This is a genomic window from Indolivaga alginatilytica (genome assembly GCF_003201355.1).
GTDB classification, from domain to species: Bacteria; Bacteroidota; Bacteroidia; order Bacteroidales; family Dysgonomonadaceae; genus Dysgonomonas_A; species Dysgonomonas_A alginatilytica.
The window spans coordinates 78,622-98,575 of record NZ_QICL01000009.1 but is presented as its reverse complement, the minus strand read 5'-3'; the positions used below and the strand labels follow the sequence as shown (position 1 = coordinate 98,575).

At 37.4% G+C, this 19,954-nt stretch carries 10 protein-coding genes; 9 read left to right on the top strand and 1 reads right to left on the bottom strand.

Features of this window, described 5'->3' with window-relative positions:
* Positions 1 to 14 precede the first annotated feature (14 nt).
* The 5 genes from CLV62_RS08990 to CLV62_RS08970 all read left to right on the top strand — a co-directional run bounded on the left by CLV62_RS08990 (position 15) and on the right by CLV62_RS08970 (position 13,409).
* Positions 15 to 3,272 (top strand): glycoside hydrolase family 2 TIM barrel-domain containing protein, encoded by a 3,258-nt coding sequence (locus CLV62_RS08990; protein ID WP_110310450.1) that lies wholly within the window; start codon positions 15 to 17, stop codon positions 3,270 to 3,272.
* 84 nt (positions 3,273 to 3,356) lie between these two features.
* A complete protein-coding gene (locus CLV62_RS08985; protein WP_245904059.1) occupies positions 3,357 to 6,227 on the top strand; it encodes a glycoside hydrolase family 2 TIM barrel-domain containing protein in 2,871 nt (956 codons plus the stop codon).
* A gap of 4 nt (positions 6,228 to 6,231) precedes the next feature.
* Positions 6,232 to 9,579: a glycosyl hydrolase gene (locus tag CLV62_RS08980; RefSeq protein ID WP_110310449.1), complete on the top strand. Its 3,348-nt coding sequence runs from the start codon at positions 6,232 to 6,234 to the stop codon at positions 9,577 to 9,579.
* A gap of 46 nt (positions 9,580 to 9,625) precedes the next feature.
* The gene (locus CLV62_RS08975; RefSeq protein WP_110310448.1) at positions 9,626 to 11,059 is read left to right on the top strand and encodes a sialate O-acetylesterase; all 1,434 of its coding nucleotides are present in this window, start codon (positions 9,626 to 9,628) and stop codon (positions 11,057 to 11,059) included.
* Between the two features lie 100 nt (positions 11,060 to 11,159).
* The gene (locus tag CLV62_RS08970) at positions 11,160 to 13,409 is read left to right on the top strand and encodes a DUF5703 domain-containing protein (protein ID WP_110310479.1); all 2,250 of its coding nucleotides are present in this window, start codon (positions 11,160 to 11,162) and stop codon (positions 13,407 to 13,409) included.
* A gap of 56 nt (positions 13,410 to 13,465) precedes the next feature.
* Here the strand turns inward: CLV62_RS08970 and CLV62_RS08965 are convergent, their stop codons facing one another.
* Complete coding sequence (locus CLV62_RS08965; RefSeq protein WP_110310447.1) at positions 13,466 to 14,326, bottom strand: AraC family transcriptional regulator; 861 nt, start codon at positions 14,324 to 14,326, stop codon at positions 13,466 to 13,468.
* A 265-nt stretch (positions 14,327 to 14,591) separates the two neighbouring features.
* Between CLV62_RS08965 and CLV62_RS08960 the strand changes: the two genes are divergently transcribed.
* The 4 genes from CLV62_RS08960 (at position 14,592) to fucP (ending at position 19,938) form a co-directional block, all read left to right on the top strand.
* Positions 14,592 to 16,379: an L-fucose isomerase gene (locus tag CLV62_RS08960; protein WP_110310446.1), complete on the top strand. Its 1,788-nt coding sequence runs from the start codon at positions 14,592 to 14,594 to the stop codon at positions 16,377 to 16,379.
* Positions 16,380 to 16,478: 99 nt separating this feature from the next.
* Entirely contained in the window at positions 16,479 to 17,123 is a 645-nt protein-coding gene (locus CLV62_RS08955; RefSeq protein ID WP_110310445.1) for a class II aldolase/adducin family protein, read from the top strand.
* Between the two features lie 6 nt (positions 17,124 to 17,129).
* On the top strand, positions 17,130 to 18,593 hold the full coding sequence (locus CLV62_RS08950) for a rhamnulokinase (protein ID WP_110310444.1): 1,464 nt from the start codon (positions 17,130 to 17,132) through the stop codon (positions 18,591 to 18,593).
* Between the two features lie 7 nt (positions 18,594 to 18,600).
* Positions 18,601 to 19,938: an L-fucose:H+ symporter permease gene (gene fucP / locus CLV62_RS08945; RefSeq protein WP_110310443.1), complete on the top strand. Its 1,338-nt coding sequence runs from the start codon at positions 18,601 to 18,603 to the stop codon at positions 19,936 to 19,938.
* The last annotated feature ends 16 nt before the right edge of the window (positions 19,939 to 19,954 follow it).

Sequence of the window (19,954 nt, the reverse complement as noted above, 5' to 3'; positions counted from 1 at the left end):
TTACAAGATAAGAGATGAAAAGATTTTTAATTATAGCCATTTTACTGGTCTCGGCACTTTCGGGTTTCGCACAATACGATAAACCCGATTGGGAAAACTTATCGGTACTGGAGATAAACAGGGAAGATGCCAGAGCCGATTTTATTCCTTTTGCCGATACTCAACAAGCATTGTCGGGCAACAGGGAAAAATCACCCTATTTTGTGTTACTCAACGGAAACTGGAAATTTCATTGGGTAGATAGCCCTGATAAAAGACCGTTGGATTTTTATCAAACGAATTTTGACGATAGTCAGTGGAAAACTATTCCTGTGCCCTCCAATTGGGAAATGCAGGGATACGGTACACCTATCTATGTGAGTGCCGGCTACCCCTTTAAGATAGACCCTCCCCGTGTAATGGGAGAACCTAAAGCAGATTATACGGCGTTTAAAGAACGTAACCCGGTGGGCTCGTATCGGCATTCGTTCGATCTTCCGCCCAATTGGGATGGTCGCCGCACGTTTATCCATTTTGCAGGGGTACAAAGTGCTTTTTATGTATGGGTCAATGGCAAAAAAGTAGGATACAGCCAAGGAAGTATGGAACCCTCCGAATTTGATATAACCGATTATGTTCAGATAGGCAAAAATCAATTGGCAGTAGAAGTCTATCGTTGGTGCGACGGCAGTTATCTCGAAGATCAGGACATGTGGCGGACAAGCGGCATTCATCGGGAAGTATATCTATATTCGACAAGCGATGTCCGTATATCGGATTTTGCGGTGAGAACTGTTTTAGGCAAAGACTACAAAGATGCAAGCCTGCAAATAAAACCCGAACTGAAATCGTATAAAGGAAATAAACTCGAAGGTTGGAACATCGAAGCTCAATTGTATGATGCACAAAACAAGCCTGTATTTGCAGATGCTTTGAAACAGGATGCCCTGCCCGTACTCAATGCCGATTATAAAGCGGCAATAATGAACGATAGAGCTCCTCAGCGTGGATCTGCTAAATTTGCATGGTTGAAAGCGAATGTATCTGATCCATTGAAATGGACAGCCGAAACACCAAACCTATATACTTTAGTTTTGAGTCTCGTAAACGATAAAAACGAAGTCATTGAAACGGTTCGTACTCGAGTCGGTTTTCGTAGCGTAGAAATAAAAGGTGGTCAAGTTTTAGTGAATGGGAACCCTATTCGCTTACGGGGAGTAAACCGTCACGAACACGATCCTGCCACAGGTCGAAGCATTAGCTACGAAAGAATGAAACAGGATATTATTCTAATGAAGCAAGCTAATATAAATGCCGTTCGTACATCTCATTATCCTAATAATACACAGTGGTATGAACTCTGCAACGAATACGGAATGTATGTAATGGACGAAGCCGATATAGAAGAACATGGTGTAAGAGGGCAACTGGCAAACGATCCTTCTTGGCATGCCGCATTTATGGATAGAGCTGTTAGAATGGCTGAGAGAGACAAAAATTATCCTTCAATAATATGTTGGTCGATGGGAAATGAGGCTGGTTACGGTCCTAATTTCGCCGCTATATCAGCTTGGCTGAAAGACTTCGATCCTACCCGATTTATTCATTATGAAGGAGCGCAAGGTACACCCACAGACCCTAAAACGGTAGATGTAATTAGTCGTTTTTATCCACGTGTACAGCAAGAATATCTCAATCCAAATATCAAAGAAGGAGAAGACAAAGAACGTGCTGAAAATGCCCGTTGGGAAAGACTCCTGAGCATCGCACAAGATACTGTTGACAATCGCCCCGTGCTTACCAGTGAATACGCTCATGCTATGGGAAATGCTTTAGGCAACTTTAAAGAGTATTGGGATGAGATCTATTCTAATAAACGAATGTTAGGCGGATTTATATGGGATTGGGTAGATCAAGGACTATACAAAACGGATGCAAACGGCATTCGTTTTATGGCTTATGGTGGAGACTTCGGAGATAAACCAAACCTCAAAGCATTTTGCTTTAACGGAATTGTATTTGGAGAACGAGAAACTACGCCTAAATACTTTGAAGTAAAAAAAGTGTATCAGCCTATACTTATTGAGCCTTTGGTTTTAAATAAAAATGAAGCATCGTTCTATATAAACAATCGCAATCATCACATAGATCTTAATGAATATGAAATGAGGTGGCAGATAATTACAGAAGGAGACACTATCCAAAAAGGAGTTATCCCTAATCTAAATATTGCGGCAGGAGCGAAACGTGATATACAACTCCCCATCCAAGCTATAAAAGTTAAGCCAAATTCTGATTATTGGTTACGCATAAGTTTTCATCTGAAAGAAAATACTCTTTGGGCAGATAAAGGATTCGAAATAGGCTTTGAACAATTTGATCTAGATATTAGAGAAGATGCAGCTGTATTAATAGATAAGACACCTATCTCTAAAATTGATAAATATGCTGATAGAATTGAAGTTCAAGGAAAAAGATTCTCGACTATATTTGATTTACAAAATGGAAGCTTATCTTCTCTTGTATATAATGGAAAAGAAATGATAGTTTCTGCTCCTATTTTTCAGGGATACCGTGCTCCTGTTGATAACGACAAAGGTTTTGGTAATTGGTTAGCTAAAGACTGGAAACAGCAAGGATTAGATAGTTTAAAACGAATAGTAAAATCAGCTGAAATAATAGAAGAGAACAGTGTATACATCAAAATAAAAATCATTGCCGAAAGTTTTTCTAAAAATGGAAAGTTTACACATGAATGTATCTGGAAAATAAATGGTGACGGAAGTATTAATGTCGATAATAAATTTATCCCATCGGGAGATTTACCCGAATTACCCCGATTAGGAGTAGTTATGTCTTTAAACTCTGATTTAGAAAATATAAAATGGTATGGTCATGGTCCTTTCGAAAATTATTCGGATCGTAAGACAAGTTCTCCCATTGGTATATATTCAAGTACTGTTACAGACCAATATATACCTTACCCTCATCCACAAGAAACAGGAAATAAAGAAGGGATAAAATGGATAAATCTAGCCGATAAAAACGGAAAAGGTATCTCCATGACTCGCCTATCTGAAACCATGTCGGGCTCTGCATTACATTTTACAGCAGGAGATTTAGATGCTGCAACCCATGCTTATCTTTTGAAACCAAGAGAAGAAGTAGTACTGTCTCTTGATGCTATTATGTTAGGTTTAGGAAACAGTAGTTGCGGACCGGGTGTATTAAAGAAATATGCGATCGAGAAAAAAACGTACGAATTAAATTTCGTTATTAAACCTCTAAATTAAGTAGATAAAAGTATTTAATGAAATGCTTTCGAAAGTAATAAAAAGGTCTGAGACCTTAATAACAATAGAACTCTATATTAGACTATGAAAAAAAGAAACCTCTTATTCCAATTTATGCTATTCTGCGGTATTTTGGCCTCACAATGTATAAATGCACAAAATAAAGTCCAGTCTTTTCATCCTACCGAAACTGGCATACAATATTTATCAGGCACAGGGTCGGATGATACTGTCGATTGGGAGTTTTTCTGTACTGATGGACGTAATAGCGGTAAATGGACAACTATTCCCGTTCCATCCTGCTGGGAATTACAAGGCTTCGGTACATATCAATACGGAATGCCTTTTTACGGCAAAGCCAATCCTCCGGGAATAGCAAACGAACAAGGTAAATATAAATACAAATTCAAACTACCCAAAGAATGGGAAGGCAGAACTGTACGTATTGTTTTTGATGGAGTGATGACCGATGTAGAAGCACTAATCAATGGTCGTCGATGTGGTAATTTGCATCAAGGAGCTTTTTATCGCTTTAAGAGCGATGTTAGCGACCGTATATTTTTTGGAGATAAAGAAAATGTATTGGAACTCACTGTTAGTAAAGAATCTGCCAATCCCAGCGTGAATATGGCTGAGAGACGTGCCGATTATTGGAACTTTGGAGGCATTTTCCGTCCTGTATTTGTAGAAGCACTTCCTGCACAATTCATCGATCGTACAGCAATTGATGCAGATGCAGACGGTAGTTTCTATGCAGATGTATTTCTAGGCTTAGCAATGGGCAACAATACTAAGGTAGTTGCCGAATTGACCGACATAAACGGTAAATCAATAGGTAAAAGCACAGAAACTCCGATTTCAGGAGGTTCAGACAAAGCTATAATCAGGACTAAATTCGATAATATAAAGAAATGGACACCCGAAACGCCCAATCTGTATTATGTTAAGTTTTCATTGATACAAGACAACAAAGTACTGCATACTGTAACTGAACGCTTCGGTTTCCGTACTATTGAAGTTCGTCCAAGTGATGGTTTATATGTAAACGGTCAAAAAGTTATGATAAAAGGAGTTAACCGTCATAGCTTCCGTCCCGAGACAGGAAGAACTCTGAGTAAAAAAGATAATTATGACGATGTAAAACTCATCAAAGAAATGAATATGAATGCTGTTCGCCTGTCTCATTATCCATCTGACCCCGACTTTTTAAAAGCATGCGACGAATTGGGCTTATACGTGATGGTAGAGCTTGCAGGATGGCACGGAAAATACGACAGCAATGTAGGCACTAAACTTATTCACGAAATGGTCAAAAGAGATGTAAACCATCCATCTGTAACATGGTGGGCCAATGGTAACGAAGGAGGTCACAATCTTGAAATAGACAAAGAGTTTGCTCCGCTCGATCCTCAAAAAAGACCTGTTTTACATCCACAGAAAAATTTTGGAGGATTTGAAACTATGCATTATCGTTCCTATGGTGAAAGTCAGGAATATATGCGTTTACCCGAAATTTTTATGCCTACCGAATTTCTTCATGGTTTATATGATGGTGGAGCAGGTGCAGGACTTTGGGATTATTGGGAAATGATGCGTAAACACCCTCGCTGTGCAGGTGGTTTTATCTGGATGTTTGCTGATGAAGGAGTCGTAAGAACCGATCAGAACGGACGTATCGATAATGTTGGTAATTATGGCGCAGATGGTATTGTAGGCCCTCATCACGAAAAAGAAGGAAGTTTTTATACCGTAAAACAAATATGGTCACCTATACAAATAACGAATACTACCCTACCCGATAATTTTGATGGTACATTTACAGTCGAAAATAGATATGACTTTACCAATATTAAAGATTGTCGTTTTGTATGGAAACTTAAGTCATTTGATAATCAGGAAAGAGTAATTAAAACCGGAGAACTAAAAGGTAGTAATATTGTTCCTCATGTTTCGGGTACATTAAAAGTAAATCTTCCATCTGATTGGAAAAATTCAGATGCTTTATATTTGACCGCATACAGTCCAACCGATGAGGAACTTTGGACATGGGATTGGCAATGGAAAAACCCTAGCGAGTATTATTCGTTCTCTAAAGAAAAAAACAACTTATCAGTAAAAGAAGAAACTGATAAACTTATTGTAACAACAGGCTCAACTCTATTATCCTTTAATAAGAGAACCGGAGAATTAAGTTCTGTAAAACAGAATAACAAAGACATATCTTTTGGCAATGGTCCTCGCTTTATAGCAGCTCGCCGTGGCGATCGTTCGATGGATGTTTTCTATAATCATGATGATCCCGAAGCACGAAGCAAAGAACGTATTTACAATGATATCTCGGGCGAAAACAAGCTGACTAATTTTACATTTAAGAGTACGTCAGACAGTATCACTATTACTGCCGATTATTTCGGAAACATGCGTCAAGCACATTGGGTTATCAAATCAGATGGAAATATCCGTTTAGATTATAGCTATCAGTATGAAGGAGTCGTAGAATTGGTGGGTATAAAATTTGATTACCCCGAAAATCAAGTAATATCTAAGCGATGGTTAGGCGAAGGTCCTTATCGAGTATGGCAAAACCGTATACATGGTACTAACTTCGGAATATGGGAGAACGATTATAATGATCCTATTCCCGGAGAATCATTTATTTATCCTGAATTTAAAGGTTATTTCAACAATTGGAAATGGGCAGACATAAATACTAGTGAGGGTATTATCAGCTTAGGCAATACTAACGAAAATAACTACTTGGGAGTTTATGCACCTCGTGATGGACGTGATGTATTATTATATACTATTCCTCAGAGTGGAATCTCTGTATTAAAAGTGATTCCTGCCGTCCGTAATAAAGTAAATTCGACAGATTTAGTTGGTCCCTCTTCGCAAGCTCAATGGGTCACAGGTCTACAACAAGGTAGTATTTATTTAAAATTCGATTCTAAATAAAATTATGAAGAAAATACTTTTATTCTGTTTCATATGCTGGCTCAATCTGAATCTGAGCTATGCACAGGACTTACGGAAATTATGGACATCTCCTCCCGAAAAATCCAAATCGTGGGTGTTTTGGTATTGGATGCAGGGAGCTGTTTCAAAAGAAGGAATCACCGCCGATATAGAAGCAATGAAAGAAATAGGAATAGCAGGTGCATACCTCATGCCAATAAAAGGTGTTCCTGAAAAACCTTTTGTCACCCCTATAGTGGAGCAACTCAGCCCCCTTTGGTGGGAAATGGTAGAATTTGCTTTTAAGGAAGCCGATCGTGTAGGTGTGAAAATAGGATTCCATATCTGTGACGGATTTGCTTTAGCCGGAGGTCCTTGGATTACACCCGAATTATCCATGCAGAAGGTAGTATGGAGCAAAGTAAATGTAAATGGTGGAGCCAAAATCAATCAGATACTTCCTCAACCCGAAAGCTACAAAGGATATTACAAAGACATTGCTGTATTTGCCTATCCTACCCTACAAGGAGAAGGAATTTCGACAGAAACTGTAAAACCTAAAGTAACAGCGAATGTTCCTGACATTGATCCACAATTTTTAGTAGATAAAAACAGTACTGAAACTTTCCGTAGCGAATCACCTTGTTGGATACAATATGCATTCGAGAAACCGTTTACATGTCGAACAATACAAGTACAAGCTCCTCCCCGAAGCTTTCAAGTGCAACGACTTACTATTGAGGCAAGTGATGATGGAGTAAATTTTCAAAAAATAGTACAACTAGCACCTCCGCGTCAGGGATGGCAAAACGATGATTTCCCTATGACGAATAGTATACCCACAACTACCGCCCGTTATTTCCGTTTTCTATATGATAAATCGGGAACAGAACCCGGATCAGAGGATTTGGATGCTGCCAAATGGAAACAGTCTTTAAAGATAAAAGGCATCTTATTATCTTCTGAAGCGCGCATACATCAATATGAAGGCAAAAGTGCACAGGTATGGAGGATGAGTCCACGTACAACCAACGATCAAATAACAAGCGAATTATGTATTAACCCTAAACAATTAATAGATATATCTCAATACGTAGATAAAGATGGTAAACTCAATTGGAAAGCTCCGAAAGGAAACTGGACAATACTCCGCATGGGACATACTTCGACTGGGCATACTAATGCGACAGGCGGTAAAGGAGCCGGATTGGAATGTGATAAGTTCAATCCCGAAGCCATCCGTTTGCAATTTAATTCATGGTTTGGCAAAGCAGTAGAAATAGCAGGCGAAGATTTAGCATCACGTGTATTGAAAGTCTTTCATGTTGATAGCTGGGAATGTGGCAGTCAAAATTGGTCATCTAATTTTCGGGATGAATTTAAAATACGAAGAGGTTATGACATACTACCATATCTGCCTGTTATGGCTGGTATTCCGATAGAAAATACAGAAAATTCGGAACGTATATTATACGATGTCAGACAAACAATATCGGAATTAGTTGTAGACAAATTTTATGCTGTATTGAAGGAAGAAGCCAATGCAAAAGGTGCCCAATTTAGTGCCGAATGTGTATCGCCAACTATGATGAGCGACGGTGTAATGCATTATAAAAACACAGATCTTCCTATGGGTGAATATTGGTTACAAAGTCCTACACATGACAAGCCAAACGATGTACTCGATGCCATTTCAGGAGGACATATCTATGAGAAAAACATAATTCAGGCAGAGTCTTTTACCCAACTCAGAACCATGTTCGATGAACATCCTGCTATGCTCAAGACTTTACAAGACCGACATTATGCATTAGGTATCAATCGCTTGAGTTATCACGTAAATGTTCTGAATCCTTGGCTCGACCGCCAACCGGGTATGACTTTAGATGGTATTGGTTTATACTTTCAGCGTGACCAAACTTGGTGGAAATTGGGAAAAGCATGGGTAGACTATGCACAACGTTGTCAGGCATTACTACAGTTTGGCAAGCCAGTGGTGGATATAGCTGTATTTATGGGAGAAGAACTTCCCCGCAGGGCAATTCTTCCCGACAGACTAGTTCCTTTCTTACCGGGAATCTTCGGAGAAGAAAAAGTAGAGTTAGAAAAAAAACGTTTGGCAAATGTAGGCGAACCAACCCGTCAAATGCCTGTAGGGGTAAATCATTCATCAAATATTACTAACTCCGAAAATTGGGTGAATGCACTCAGAGGCTATCATTATGATAGTTTCAATCCTGATGTACTTCTCAATTCGGCAAAAGTAGAAGACGGGCGAATAGTTCTCCCTAATGGTATGAGTTATGGAGCACTGGTTATTCCCGGAAAACATCCGATGCAACCCAATCCCGAACGTATGTCGATAGAAGTCGCAAATAAAATTAAGGAATTCTCTACTAAAGGAGCAACAATTCTAATAGGTGATGATCTTCCACACGAAACATTAAGCTATAAAGATAATAGTCAAAAAATTGTATGGGGTAATGATAACTTTATCAGGCTTCCCTATACGCAGGAAACATTCGCCCCCATAGGGATCGAACGTGACTTTATTGTAACTGAGACCAATTCTAAATACGCAAAAGATGTTGCTTATACTCATAGACAGGGGGATGGTATAGATATTTATTTCGTATCTAATCAGCAAGATTTTCCACGTCAAATCGATATCTCATTGCGTGTCACAGGTCGCATACCTGAATTATGGAATCCTGTAAATGGAGAAATTAACACTGATATTGATTGGGAAATGCAAAATAACAGGACTAATATAAAGCTTCATTTAGATACAAATGAATCCACTTTTATTGTACTTCAAACTCCAACAAATGAGAAAAAGAATCAATCTAAACTTACCCGAATTTCGGGTCTGAAAATTAAAAGTCCTTGGCAAGTACAGTTCGATGAAAAATCTCGTGGATCGAAAGAAAGGGTTATATTTAATAAATTGACCGATTGGAGTACACATAAGGATGACCGTATCCGCTATTATTCCGGTACTGCTGTTTATATAAATAATTTTAACCTTACACTTGAAAAATCAACACGTTACTATCTGCAACTGGATGAGGTCTATAATCTTGCAGAGGTAAAAATAAACGGCAAATCTTGTGGTACTATCTGGACAAAACCTTATCTCACAGAGATTACAGGAGCTGTCAAAGACGGTGAAAATACACTCGAAATATCTGTAGTTAATACATGGGCAAATCGTATTATGGGTGATGAAGATTTTGACGCAGAAAAGGATGAAAGCAAAAAGATATGGACAAATGCCCGTTACCGTATGGCTGAAAAGAAATTGGTAAAAAGCGGACTTATAGGAGAAGCTACCATATTAAAATTAAAATAAAGCCCATTTATTATTTAGACTATAGAAATTCACAAAAAGATATACTATGAAAAAGATATTTCTTTCAATGCTATTATTATTCATTGTTTTATCCATAAAAGCAGAATTAAAGCTACCTGCCATATTCGGTAATAATATGATGCTTCAACAAAATACAGAAGTGAAAATATGGGGATCGGCAGATAAGAATCAAACCATTACTGTTATTGCATCATGGACAAAGCAGAAATACACAACAAAGACTGATAACTCAGGAAAATGGGATTTGAGAATCACTACTCCTACAGCAAGTTATCAGATTTATACCATCTCTGTATCAGATACAAAAAACAGTATAAATTTTGAGAACGTATTGGTGGGCGAAGTATGGCTTTGTTCGGGGCAATCGAATATGGAAATGCCCATGAAAGGATTTAAGAATCAACCTGTTTTAAGAGGTAATGAAAGTATTTTAAAATCTAAAAATAAGAATATACGGTTGATCACAGTTAAGCGAGCATCTTCTTTAAACGCTCAGGACGATATTATCGGAGAGTGGACGGAGGCAACTCCCGAAACTGTAAAAGAATTCAGTGCCACAGGCTATTATTACGGCAGATTATTAAATGAGATGCTGGATGTTCCCGTCGGGTTGATTCTCTCTGCATGGGGAGGTTCGTGGATTGAAGCATGGATGAGTAAAGACATGCTCAAAGATTTCAAGGATATAAAACTACCAACATCGGAGGAGGATATGAAAATACCTAACCGCACTCCAATTTTACTATACAATAGTATGATTAACCCTATAGCAGGATATACTATTAAAGGATCTATCTGGTATCAGGGCGAATCTAACTATGAAAGACCGGATCAATACCCTCTTCTTTTTGAAAAAATGATTGGCGAATGGCGTAAAATATGGGGACAAGGCGAATTTCCATTTTACTTTTGCCAGATAGCCCCTTATAACTATGCTTCTATCGCTCCGGTCGAAAAGCAGGGAGGCAAATTTAACTCTGCGTTTTTGAGAGAAGCACAATATAAATCGGCTCAGATAATTCCTAATTCGGGAATGGTTGTATTAATGGACATAGGAGAAGAAAAGTGCATCCACCCACGAAATAAAGAAATAGGCGGTGAACGACTAGCTATGATGGCTCTCGGAAAAACTTACGGAATGACAGGTTTCGCTTACGAAAGCCCGACTTTCGAAGAAATACAAATAGAAGATAACAAAGCTATACTTTCGTTTGAGAATGCTCCCATGTGGCTTTCTTCATATGGTCAGGAATTAAAACAATTTGAAATAGCAGGAGCAGACAAAATTTTCTATCCCGCTAAAGCAGAAATTAAGCGAAGCAAAGTAGAAGTGTCATCCGATAAAGTTAACAAACCTGTTGCTGTAAGATATGCTTTCAAAGATTTTGTTGTAGGAGATCTCTTCAGTACAGAAGGACTCCCCCTATCCTCTTTTAGAACCGATAATTGGGATAAATAAAAAGAGGCAAAGTTTCAACGTTTTATATTGATTTAGTAAGCATAGAAATATAACTATGAGATATAGCAATAAATATTTTATATCAATCATATTCTTTTTGATGTTCTGGGTCGTTCAATCAATGGCTCAGAATATTTCAGATTACAATATTGTATGGCATAGTCCTAGTAAAAATTCTTCGGAGAGTATGCCTTGTGGAGGTGGAGATATAGGAATGAATGTTTGGGTAGAAAATGGAGATATACTCTTTTACTTTTCACGCAGCGGTACTTTTGATGAAAACAATACTTTATTGAAATTAGGACGAGTAAGAGTAAGACTTACCCCGAACCCTTTTGATGGGAATGACTTTAGTCAGGAATTAAAACTTGAAGAAGGACATATTATTATCAAAGGAAAAAATAATACCATTTCATCAGACATTCGTATTTGGGCAGATGTTTTTAATCCTGTTATTAATGTAGACATTTCTAACAACCAAAATCTAAAAGTGGAAGTCTTTTATGAAAATTGGCGTTATCAAGACAGATTATTGAGAAAAAACGAAAGTAATCAGAATTCTTATAAATGGGCAGCATCCAAAGATCTGGTTACAAAGAAAGACGAAATTCAATTTGAAAGGGATAAGATTTTATTTTTTCATCAAAATGATAAGCAAACTCTCTTTGATGTAGTTGTTCAGCAACAAGGATTAGAAGCAGTTAAATCTGAAATGTTTAACCCAATAAAAAATCTTACTTTCGGTGGAGTTCTTGAAGCTAAAAATTTTAAAGCATCCGATATATCAATAGGTATTTATGCCGATACCGATTATAAGGCATGGAAATTAGAGAGTAATAAACCAACTAAAAATGCTCAGATAAAAATAAAGCTGCATACAGAACAAACAGAGAATATTGATGATTGGAAGAGTAATCTTTATAAGCCTATTGTATCTGATTTAGCAAAGAATAAAATCTGGTGGAAAGCTTTTTGGGATAAAAGTTTCATACATGTTCAATCTGAGAAAAAAGAGAGTAAAGGTTTCGAAATAGCCCGTAACTATCAGCTTTTTCGCTATATGCTCGGATGCAATGCTTACGGAAAATATCCTACTAAATTCAATGGAGGATTATTTACTTATGATCCTGTTCATACAGACAGTACTTTAAATTTTACACCCGATTTCAGAAAATGGGGAGGTGGAACGCATACTGCTCAAAATCAGCGGTTAGTTTACTTTTCTATGTTACGAAGTGGTGATACGGATATGATGAAACCTCAGTTTGATTTCTACAATCGTATACTTACCACAGCAGAACTAAGAAGCAAAACCTATTGGGGGCATGAGGGAGCTTGTTTTACGGAACAAATTGAAAACTTCGGATTACCCAACCCGAGTGAATATGGTTGGAAACGTCCCGAATCGTACGATAAAGGAATGGAATACAATGCTTGGCTAGAATATCAATGGGATACAGCTCTCGAATTTTGCTTTATGATTCTCGAAACTGAAAGATATACAGATAAAGATATTTCGACATATTTACCGCTTATAGAAAGTACACTTCGTTTCTTTGATGAGCATTATCAATATCTGGCAAAACAACGAGGACGAAAAGCATTGGATGAGCAAGGGAAATTAGTCCTTTATCCGGGGTCGGCTTGCGAGACTTATAAAATGGCTTATAATGCAGCATCTACAGTCGCAGCACTACAAACTGTTAGTTCTCGTTTATTAGAGTTACCCCAAATACAGTCTGATACTATTAAGAGTAAATATTTCAAGGAGTTTTTAACTAGAATCCCTGAAATTCGTACACGTGAAATTGACGGACATACTACCATCTCGCCTGCTTGGCTATGGGAGCGAGTTAATAATGTTGAAACGCCCCAATTATACCCTGTTTTCCCTTGGGGTATTTATGGAGTAGGCAAACCCAATTTAGATATTGCTCTCAACACATGGAAATATGATAACGATGTTATAAAATTCAGAAGTCATGTTGGATGGAAACAAGATGCCATTTGGGCGGCTAGGCTCGGTTTAATTAATGAAGCAAAGGAATTAGTCACAAATAAGCTCGAAAGTGCTAATACACGCTTTCCTGCATTCTGGGGGCCTGGTTACGATTGGACTCCCGATCACAATTGGGGAGGAAGTGGAATGATTGCTTTACAAGAGATGTTACTTCAAACAGACGAAGAACGAATATTACTTCTCCCAACATGGGATAAATCGTGGGATGTACATTTTAAACTTCATGCACCTTACAATACAACTGTAGAATGTAAACTTGAAAATGGTGAAATAACTTTATTGAAAGTAACTCCAGAAAATAGAAAAAAAGATGTAATTGAAGTCTTTTGATACTCGTTTTTTAGATATATACTAAGAGAGTCGACAATTATAGTCGGCTCTCTTTGTTACCTATTGTATTCCTCTCTATACTGGGTAGGAGTTTTTCCTGTATGCTGTTTAAATATCCTATTGAAATACGATATATTATCTATTGATAGATCAAAAGCAATATTTCTGATGGACATATCCGTAGTCAATAGAAATAACTGAGCTTTTTCCATTTTCTTTAAATTGATATATCTAGTTGGTGTACAGTTCATCTCTTTCTTGAACAAACGAATGAAATGATCTTCTGTTATACAGGCTATACTTGCTAATTGATCAATAGAAACATCTTTATCTATATTTTCGTGTATATGAAGGAGGCTTTTATTAATGCGGATATCCTTATTGTTCGATTTCATTTTTATCAATTCGAGAAATTTCGACATCAGCATATAAAGAATGCCCTGTGTCTCAATATTCGAATGTAAAGCCATCTTATTGTTGTTTGCTATATACTGAGAGAATATAGGAGGATTATCGTACAATTTCGGGTCGAAATGATGTAAATACCTATCAGGATTTATTTCCAATAACCGCTGTGTTAATAATAAATCCAAAGAAGAAGCTTCTATCTCTATCGGAAAATCGTATTTATCAAATATGGACTCCTTGTTTAATACCTTTTCATAGAAATGGATATAGTATAGCGAGAAATAGCTGTCGCATTCGTTATCGTGTAAAGTAAAGGGAGGTGTTAAATACAAATAACCAGGTTCTAAAATATATGTTTTATCACCAATCTTAGTTCTGGCTTTTCCCTCTTTTACATAATATATACGAGCAAAAGGACTGTGTACATTTTTCCAATTCCAGTTTGCATTCAGTTCAGAATAACCAACGTTAAGCAAAATAAGGCTAAGATCTTCATTCGATTTAAGCATATGGCATATCGTTTTAATATCATACCAAGAATGTGTAAATATACTTATATATAATTAATAACATATAATTAAAATATTAGAATATCGATATTGTATTAGTCGTCTGTCGAAATAGTGAAAGCGATTGTAATATCTTAAACATATATTTGTCATATAAGTAATACCAATTCTTTATTATTAAACCTTACAATTATAACAGTCTCTGGTTATTGTGCTTTATGCAAATACATATGAGACCTCACTTTAATCTTATATAATAATTATCATGAAGAAAAACAGATTTCAAGGAGAATGGCCTAAGATCGGAATACGCCCAACTATAGATGGTCGTATGGGTGGTGTACGTGAATCGTTGGAAGTTCAAACAATGAACATGGCCAAAAGTGTAGCTACATTAATAGCTGATAATTTAAAATACCCCGATGGTACTCCTGTACAATGTGTAATTGCAGACTCTACAATAGGTCGTGTACCCGAAAGTGCTGCTTGTGCAGAAAAATTCAGAAAAGAAGGTGTAGGCGTTACTATTACCGTTACCCCTTGTTGGTGTTACGGTAGTGAGACTATGGATATGGATCCGCATACAGTTAAAGCTGTTTGGGGATTTAATGGAACAGAGCGTCCCGGAGCTGTGTATTTAGCAGCTGTTTTAGCCGGACATGCACAAAAAGGATTACCTGCATTTGGCATATATGGTCACGATGTTCAAGAATCATCAGACACTTCTATTCCAAAAGATGTTACCGAAAAACTATTACGCTTTGCCCGTTCCGGAATGGCAGTAGCTACTATGAAAGGTAAATCATACCTATCAATAGGTGCTGTATGTATGGGTATTGCAGGGTCAATTGTGAGTCCAGACTTCTTCGAAGATTATTTAGGTATGCGTTGCGAAGGCATCGACGAAGTGGAAATAATTCGCCGTATGACAGAAGGTATATACGATAAAGACGAATACGAAAAAGCATTAGCTTGGGCTAAAGCCAATTGTAAAGAAGGCGAAGATATTATCAACCGAAAAGACTTAATAAAAGACAGAGCCGGAAAAGATACAGACTGGGAGTTTGTTGTAAAGATGGCTATCATTGTCAGAGATTTGATGGTGGGCAATCCTAAACTTAAAGAAATGGGGTTTGGAGAAGAAGCACTTGGTCATAATGCTATTGCAGCAGGATTTCAAGGTCAACGCCAATGGACTGATTTTTATCCGAACGGAGACTTTGCAGAAGCAATTCTTAATTCATCTTTTGACTGGACAGGTATTCGCGCTCCATATATGTTAGCAACAGAAAATGATGCTTTAAATGGAACGGTAATGCTATTCAGTTATTTATTAACCAACACAGCTCAAATATTTGCCGATGTTCGTACTTATTGGAGTCCTGAGGCTGTAGAACGTGTTACAGGCAAGAAACTCGAAGGAGTAGCAGCTAATGGTATGATTCACTTGATAAACTCGGGTGCTGCAACATTAGATGGTTCAGGTCAGCAATCAGATAAAAATGGTAATCCAGCAATGAAAGCATTTTGGGATATTAGCGAAGTAGAAGCCAAAGCTTGCCTTGATGCAACTACTTGGATGCCTGCCAACCGCGAATATTTCAGAGGGGGTGGCTATTCTTCAAAATTCCTAACAAAAGGAGGTATGCCTTGTACTATGGCTCGTCTGAATTTAATTAAAGGACTTGGCCCTGTACTTCAAATAGCTGAGGGATGGACAGTAGATATTGATCCTACAATTCACAAAGTATTAGATGACAGAACCGATAAAGGCTGGCCTACAACCTGGTTTGTGCCTCGTTTAACAGAAGACTCTAATTTCAAAGATGTATATTCTGTTATGAATAACTGGGGAGCTAATCATGGAGCAATTAGCTATGGACATATTGGAGCTGATATAATTACCTTAGCATCAATGCTACGTATCCCTATTTCAATGCACAATGTGGATAAAGAAGATGTATTCCGTCCGGCTGTATGGAGTGCCTTTGGAATGGATAAAGAAGGTGCCGATTATCGTGCTTGCGAAACTTACGGACCTTTGTACAAGTAATTAACTGTTAAATAAGAACAAAAGTAATACCAATCACACACTAAAACGGATAGACTTTACGTTTATTCGTTTTAGTTGATGTAAGCACATATATACACCATGATAACAGATAAACATTTCGCTGAATTTATAACACAGGCTCAAAGAGTAGGAAAAGAACGTTTACAACTTTGCAGCAGTGGCAACATATCCTGGAGAGTAGAAGAAGACTTAGCTTTAATCTCAGGAACAGGCTCTTGGCTTCCCCGTATTACAGAAAACAAAATTGCAGCATGCCGAATTTCTGACGGAATGCCTGTACAAGGAGTAAAGCCATCTATGGAAAGCTCATTTCACCTAGGTGTGTTACGTACCAGAAAAGATGTTAATGTTGTTCTACACTTCCAATCTCAATACGCAACAGTAGTTTCGTGTATGAAGGATAAACCCACCAATTTTAACGTTATTGCAGAAGTACCTTGTTATTGCGGTCGCGAAATATCGATTGTAGACTATCATAGACCGGGATCTCCCGAACTTGCTAAGGCTGTGACAACAGCATTAACAAATAATGATACTGCATTACTCAGCAAGCACGGACAAGTAGTTTGTGGAAAAGACTTTGATGATGCTTTTCAAAAAGCAGTATTCTTTGAATTGGCATGCCAGATAATTGTAAATGCAGGAGCAGGTAATTATTTAACTCTTACGGAACAAGAAGTTGACGATCTTGATAAATATATTCTAGGCAAAACATCTAAATGATCACTTATGGCATATCTTGCTTTAGATCTGGGTGCAGGCAGTGGTCGAGCCATTGTCGGAACTATTGTTGATGGAAGAATTTGTTTAGATGAAATTCACCGATTCGAGAATAAGCCTGTTCAATTAGGTAATACGCTACATTGGAACTTCTTATCTCTTTTTGAAAATATAAAACAGGGTATATTTCTTGCCGTAAAAAAAGGATATAATCTAAAAGGCATAGCTGTTGATACATGGGGTGTCGATTTTGGTCTTATAGATAAAGCAGGGCATCTGGTTTCCAACCCTGTGACCTATAGAGACCACCGTACATTAGGTATGGCAAAAGAGGCTACGCAAAATATATCCAAAGAATATTTGTATGAGAGTACAGGTATTCAGCAAATGGAGATAAATACCATTTTTCAATTATACAGCCTTCACTCTAAAGGCGATCCTTCTTTATGTTCCGCAGATAAACTACTTTTCACCCCCGATCTTATAAATTATTTCCTGACAGGTGTGGCAGCTAATGAATACACAATAGCTTCTACTTCTCAATTATTAAATGCAAAAACACGACAATGGGACGAATATATATTTCGTCAATTAGAGTTGCCCTTTTCTGTCATGGAAGAAATTATAAAACCAGGAGAAATTATAGGAAGTCTTTCAAAAACAATTGTAGAAGAAACAGGAGCCATACATACAAAAGTCTTTGCTGTTGGCTCGCATGATACAGCCAGTGCAATAGGAGCAATTCCTGCTGAAGGCGGTAATTGGGCATTCCTCAGTTCGGGTACATGGTCTTTGTTAGGCTTGCTTACTGATGAACCTATTCTGACATCCGAAGCAATGCTGAACGATTTTACAAATGAAGGCGGAGTGAATGGCAAAATACTCTTCATGAGAAACATCACAGGTCTTTGGCTCTTGCAGCAATTAATTGCTGAATGGGAAAAGAAGGATGAAAAGAAATACTCGTACGAATATTTGTTGTCAGAAGCAATTCAAGCAAAAGCATTCCAAAGCATTGTAAATCCCGATGATGTAAAGTTCTCGAATCCATCTTCAATGAGTGCAGCAATAGAATCTTACTGTGCTAGCACCAATCAAGTTAGACCAGTAAGCAAAGGAGAGTTTGTAAGGTGTGTTATGGAATCATTGGCATTAAAATATTATTTTGTTGTCAAAAAACTAAAGGAATGCTCTGGTAGAAAAATCGAACAATTGTATGTTGTGGGAGGTGGCAGTCAAAATGATTTACTAAACCAATATACAGCAGATGCCCTCAATGTTATTGTCTCAACAGGCATGACCGAATCTACAGCTATTGGTAATATTATGCAACAAGCCATTGCTGATGAAACAGTCAAAGACTGGAATGAAGGACATGAAATTATAAAAAACAGCTTTATCCTTAAATCTTATTATCCTAAAGACAACCAGAAATGGTTAGAAATTTCAGAAAATGTAAAACACTTATTTTAATTAGAATATGAAAAAAAACTCGATGTTTACAGGAGAGAATGGAGTTAATTATTTATTCCCATTTATCCTTATCACCAGTCTGTTTTTTTTATGGGGATTTGCACATAGCCTACTGGATGTTTTAAATAAACATTTTCAGGATTCATTATCCCTTACAAAAGCCCAATCCGGGGCTGTGCAAGCAGCTGCTTATGGTGCTTATTTTATTATGGCGATTCCTGCCGGAATTATAGCGCGAAAGTTTGGTTATAAATTCGGAATTATAGTTGGTCTTTCTCTTTTTGCAGCAGGAGCCTTTTGGTTTGTTCCCGCAGTTGGTATTAATGCATTTTGGGCTTTCTTAATAGGTCTGTTAGTATTATTCTGTGGTCTGGCATGTCTCGAAACTGTAGCCAATCCATATACAATAGTATTAGGTTCTCCCGAAAAAGCTGCAAGCCGTATAAATCTGGCTCAAACCTTTAATGCAATCGGTTGGATCTTAGGACCTCTTGTTGGTTCTATACTAATCTTTAATAACGAATCAGATAAGTCAATATTAGAACTATTTGTTGAAGCCGTAAAAAAAGTATTCTTAGGAGCAACAGAACAAGTACAGAATATTACAACCTCGGCAAGTGAAGCTATAACTGATAACTCTGCATTAGTAGCACCATATGTAGGATTGGGTACAATTGTTCTATTAGTTTTGGTTTTATTTATTTTCGTAAAACTACCTGAAATTAAATCAGATACATCTTCGGATGATGCCGCTGCAAGTCTCAATAACGAACGGATTTCAAACAGACCACTGATAAAACAAAGACATTTTATAATGGCTGTTATAGCTCAGTTTTTGTATGTTGCAGCCCAAACAGGGATAGGCAGTTTCTTTATTAATTACACTGTTGAAATAGAATCTTTGCAATTAAACGAAATGCAAGCCGGACTATTGCTAGGACTTGGAGGAATGGCTCTATTTGCAATAGGCAGATTGTCGGGTAGTATGATCATGCAAAAAGTAAAACCCGAAATGTTATTAGGAGCTTTTGCTCTTATAAATACATTATTGATGGTGGTTGCAATGACAAGCCATACACGTTTCGGACTTATCGCTTTAATAGCAAGTTATTTGTTCATGTCTATCATGTTTCCATCTATTTTCGCTTTGGGATTAAGGCATCTGGGTGAAAAAACTAAAACGGCTTCTTCTATATTAGTATTCACTGTAGTTGGTGGAGCAATTGCCCCAACACTAATGGGACTGATAGGAGAAACAAGTATGAGTATTGGTTTCATTGTTCCTTTAGTGTGCTTCCTGTATATATCCTTCTTCGGATTCTTTGGAAGTACAGTAAAACAATAAGGTCCCAGACCTTTTT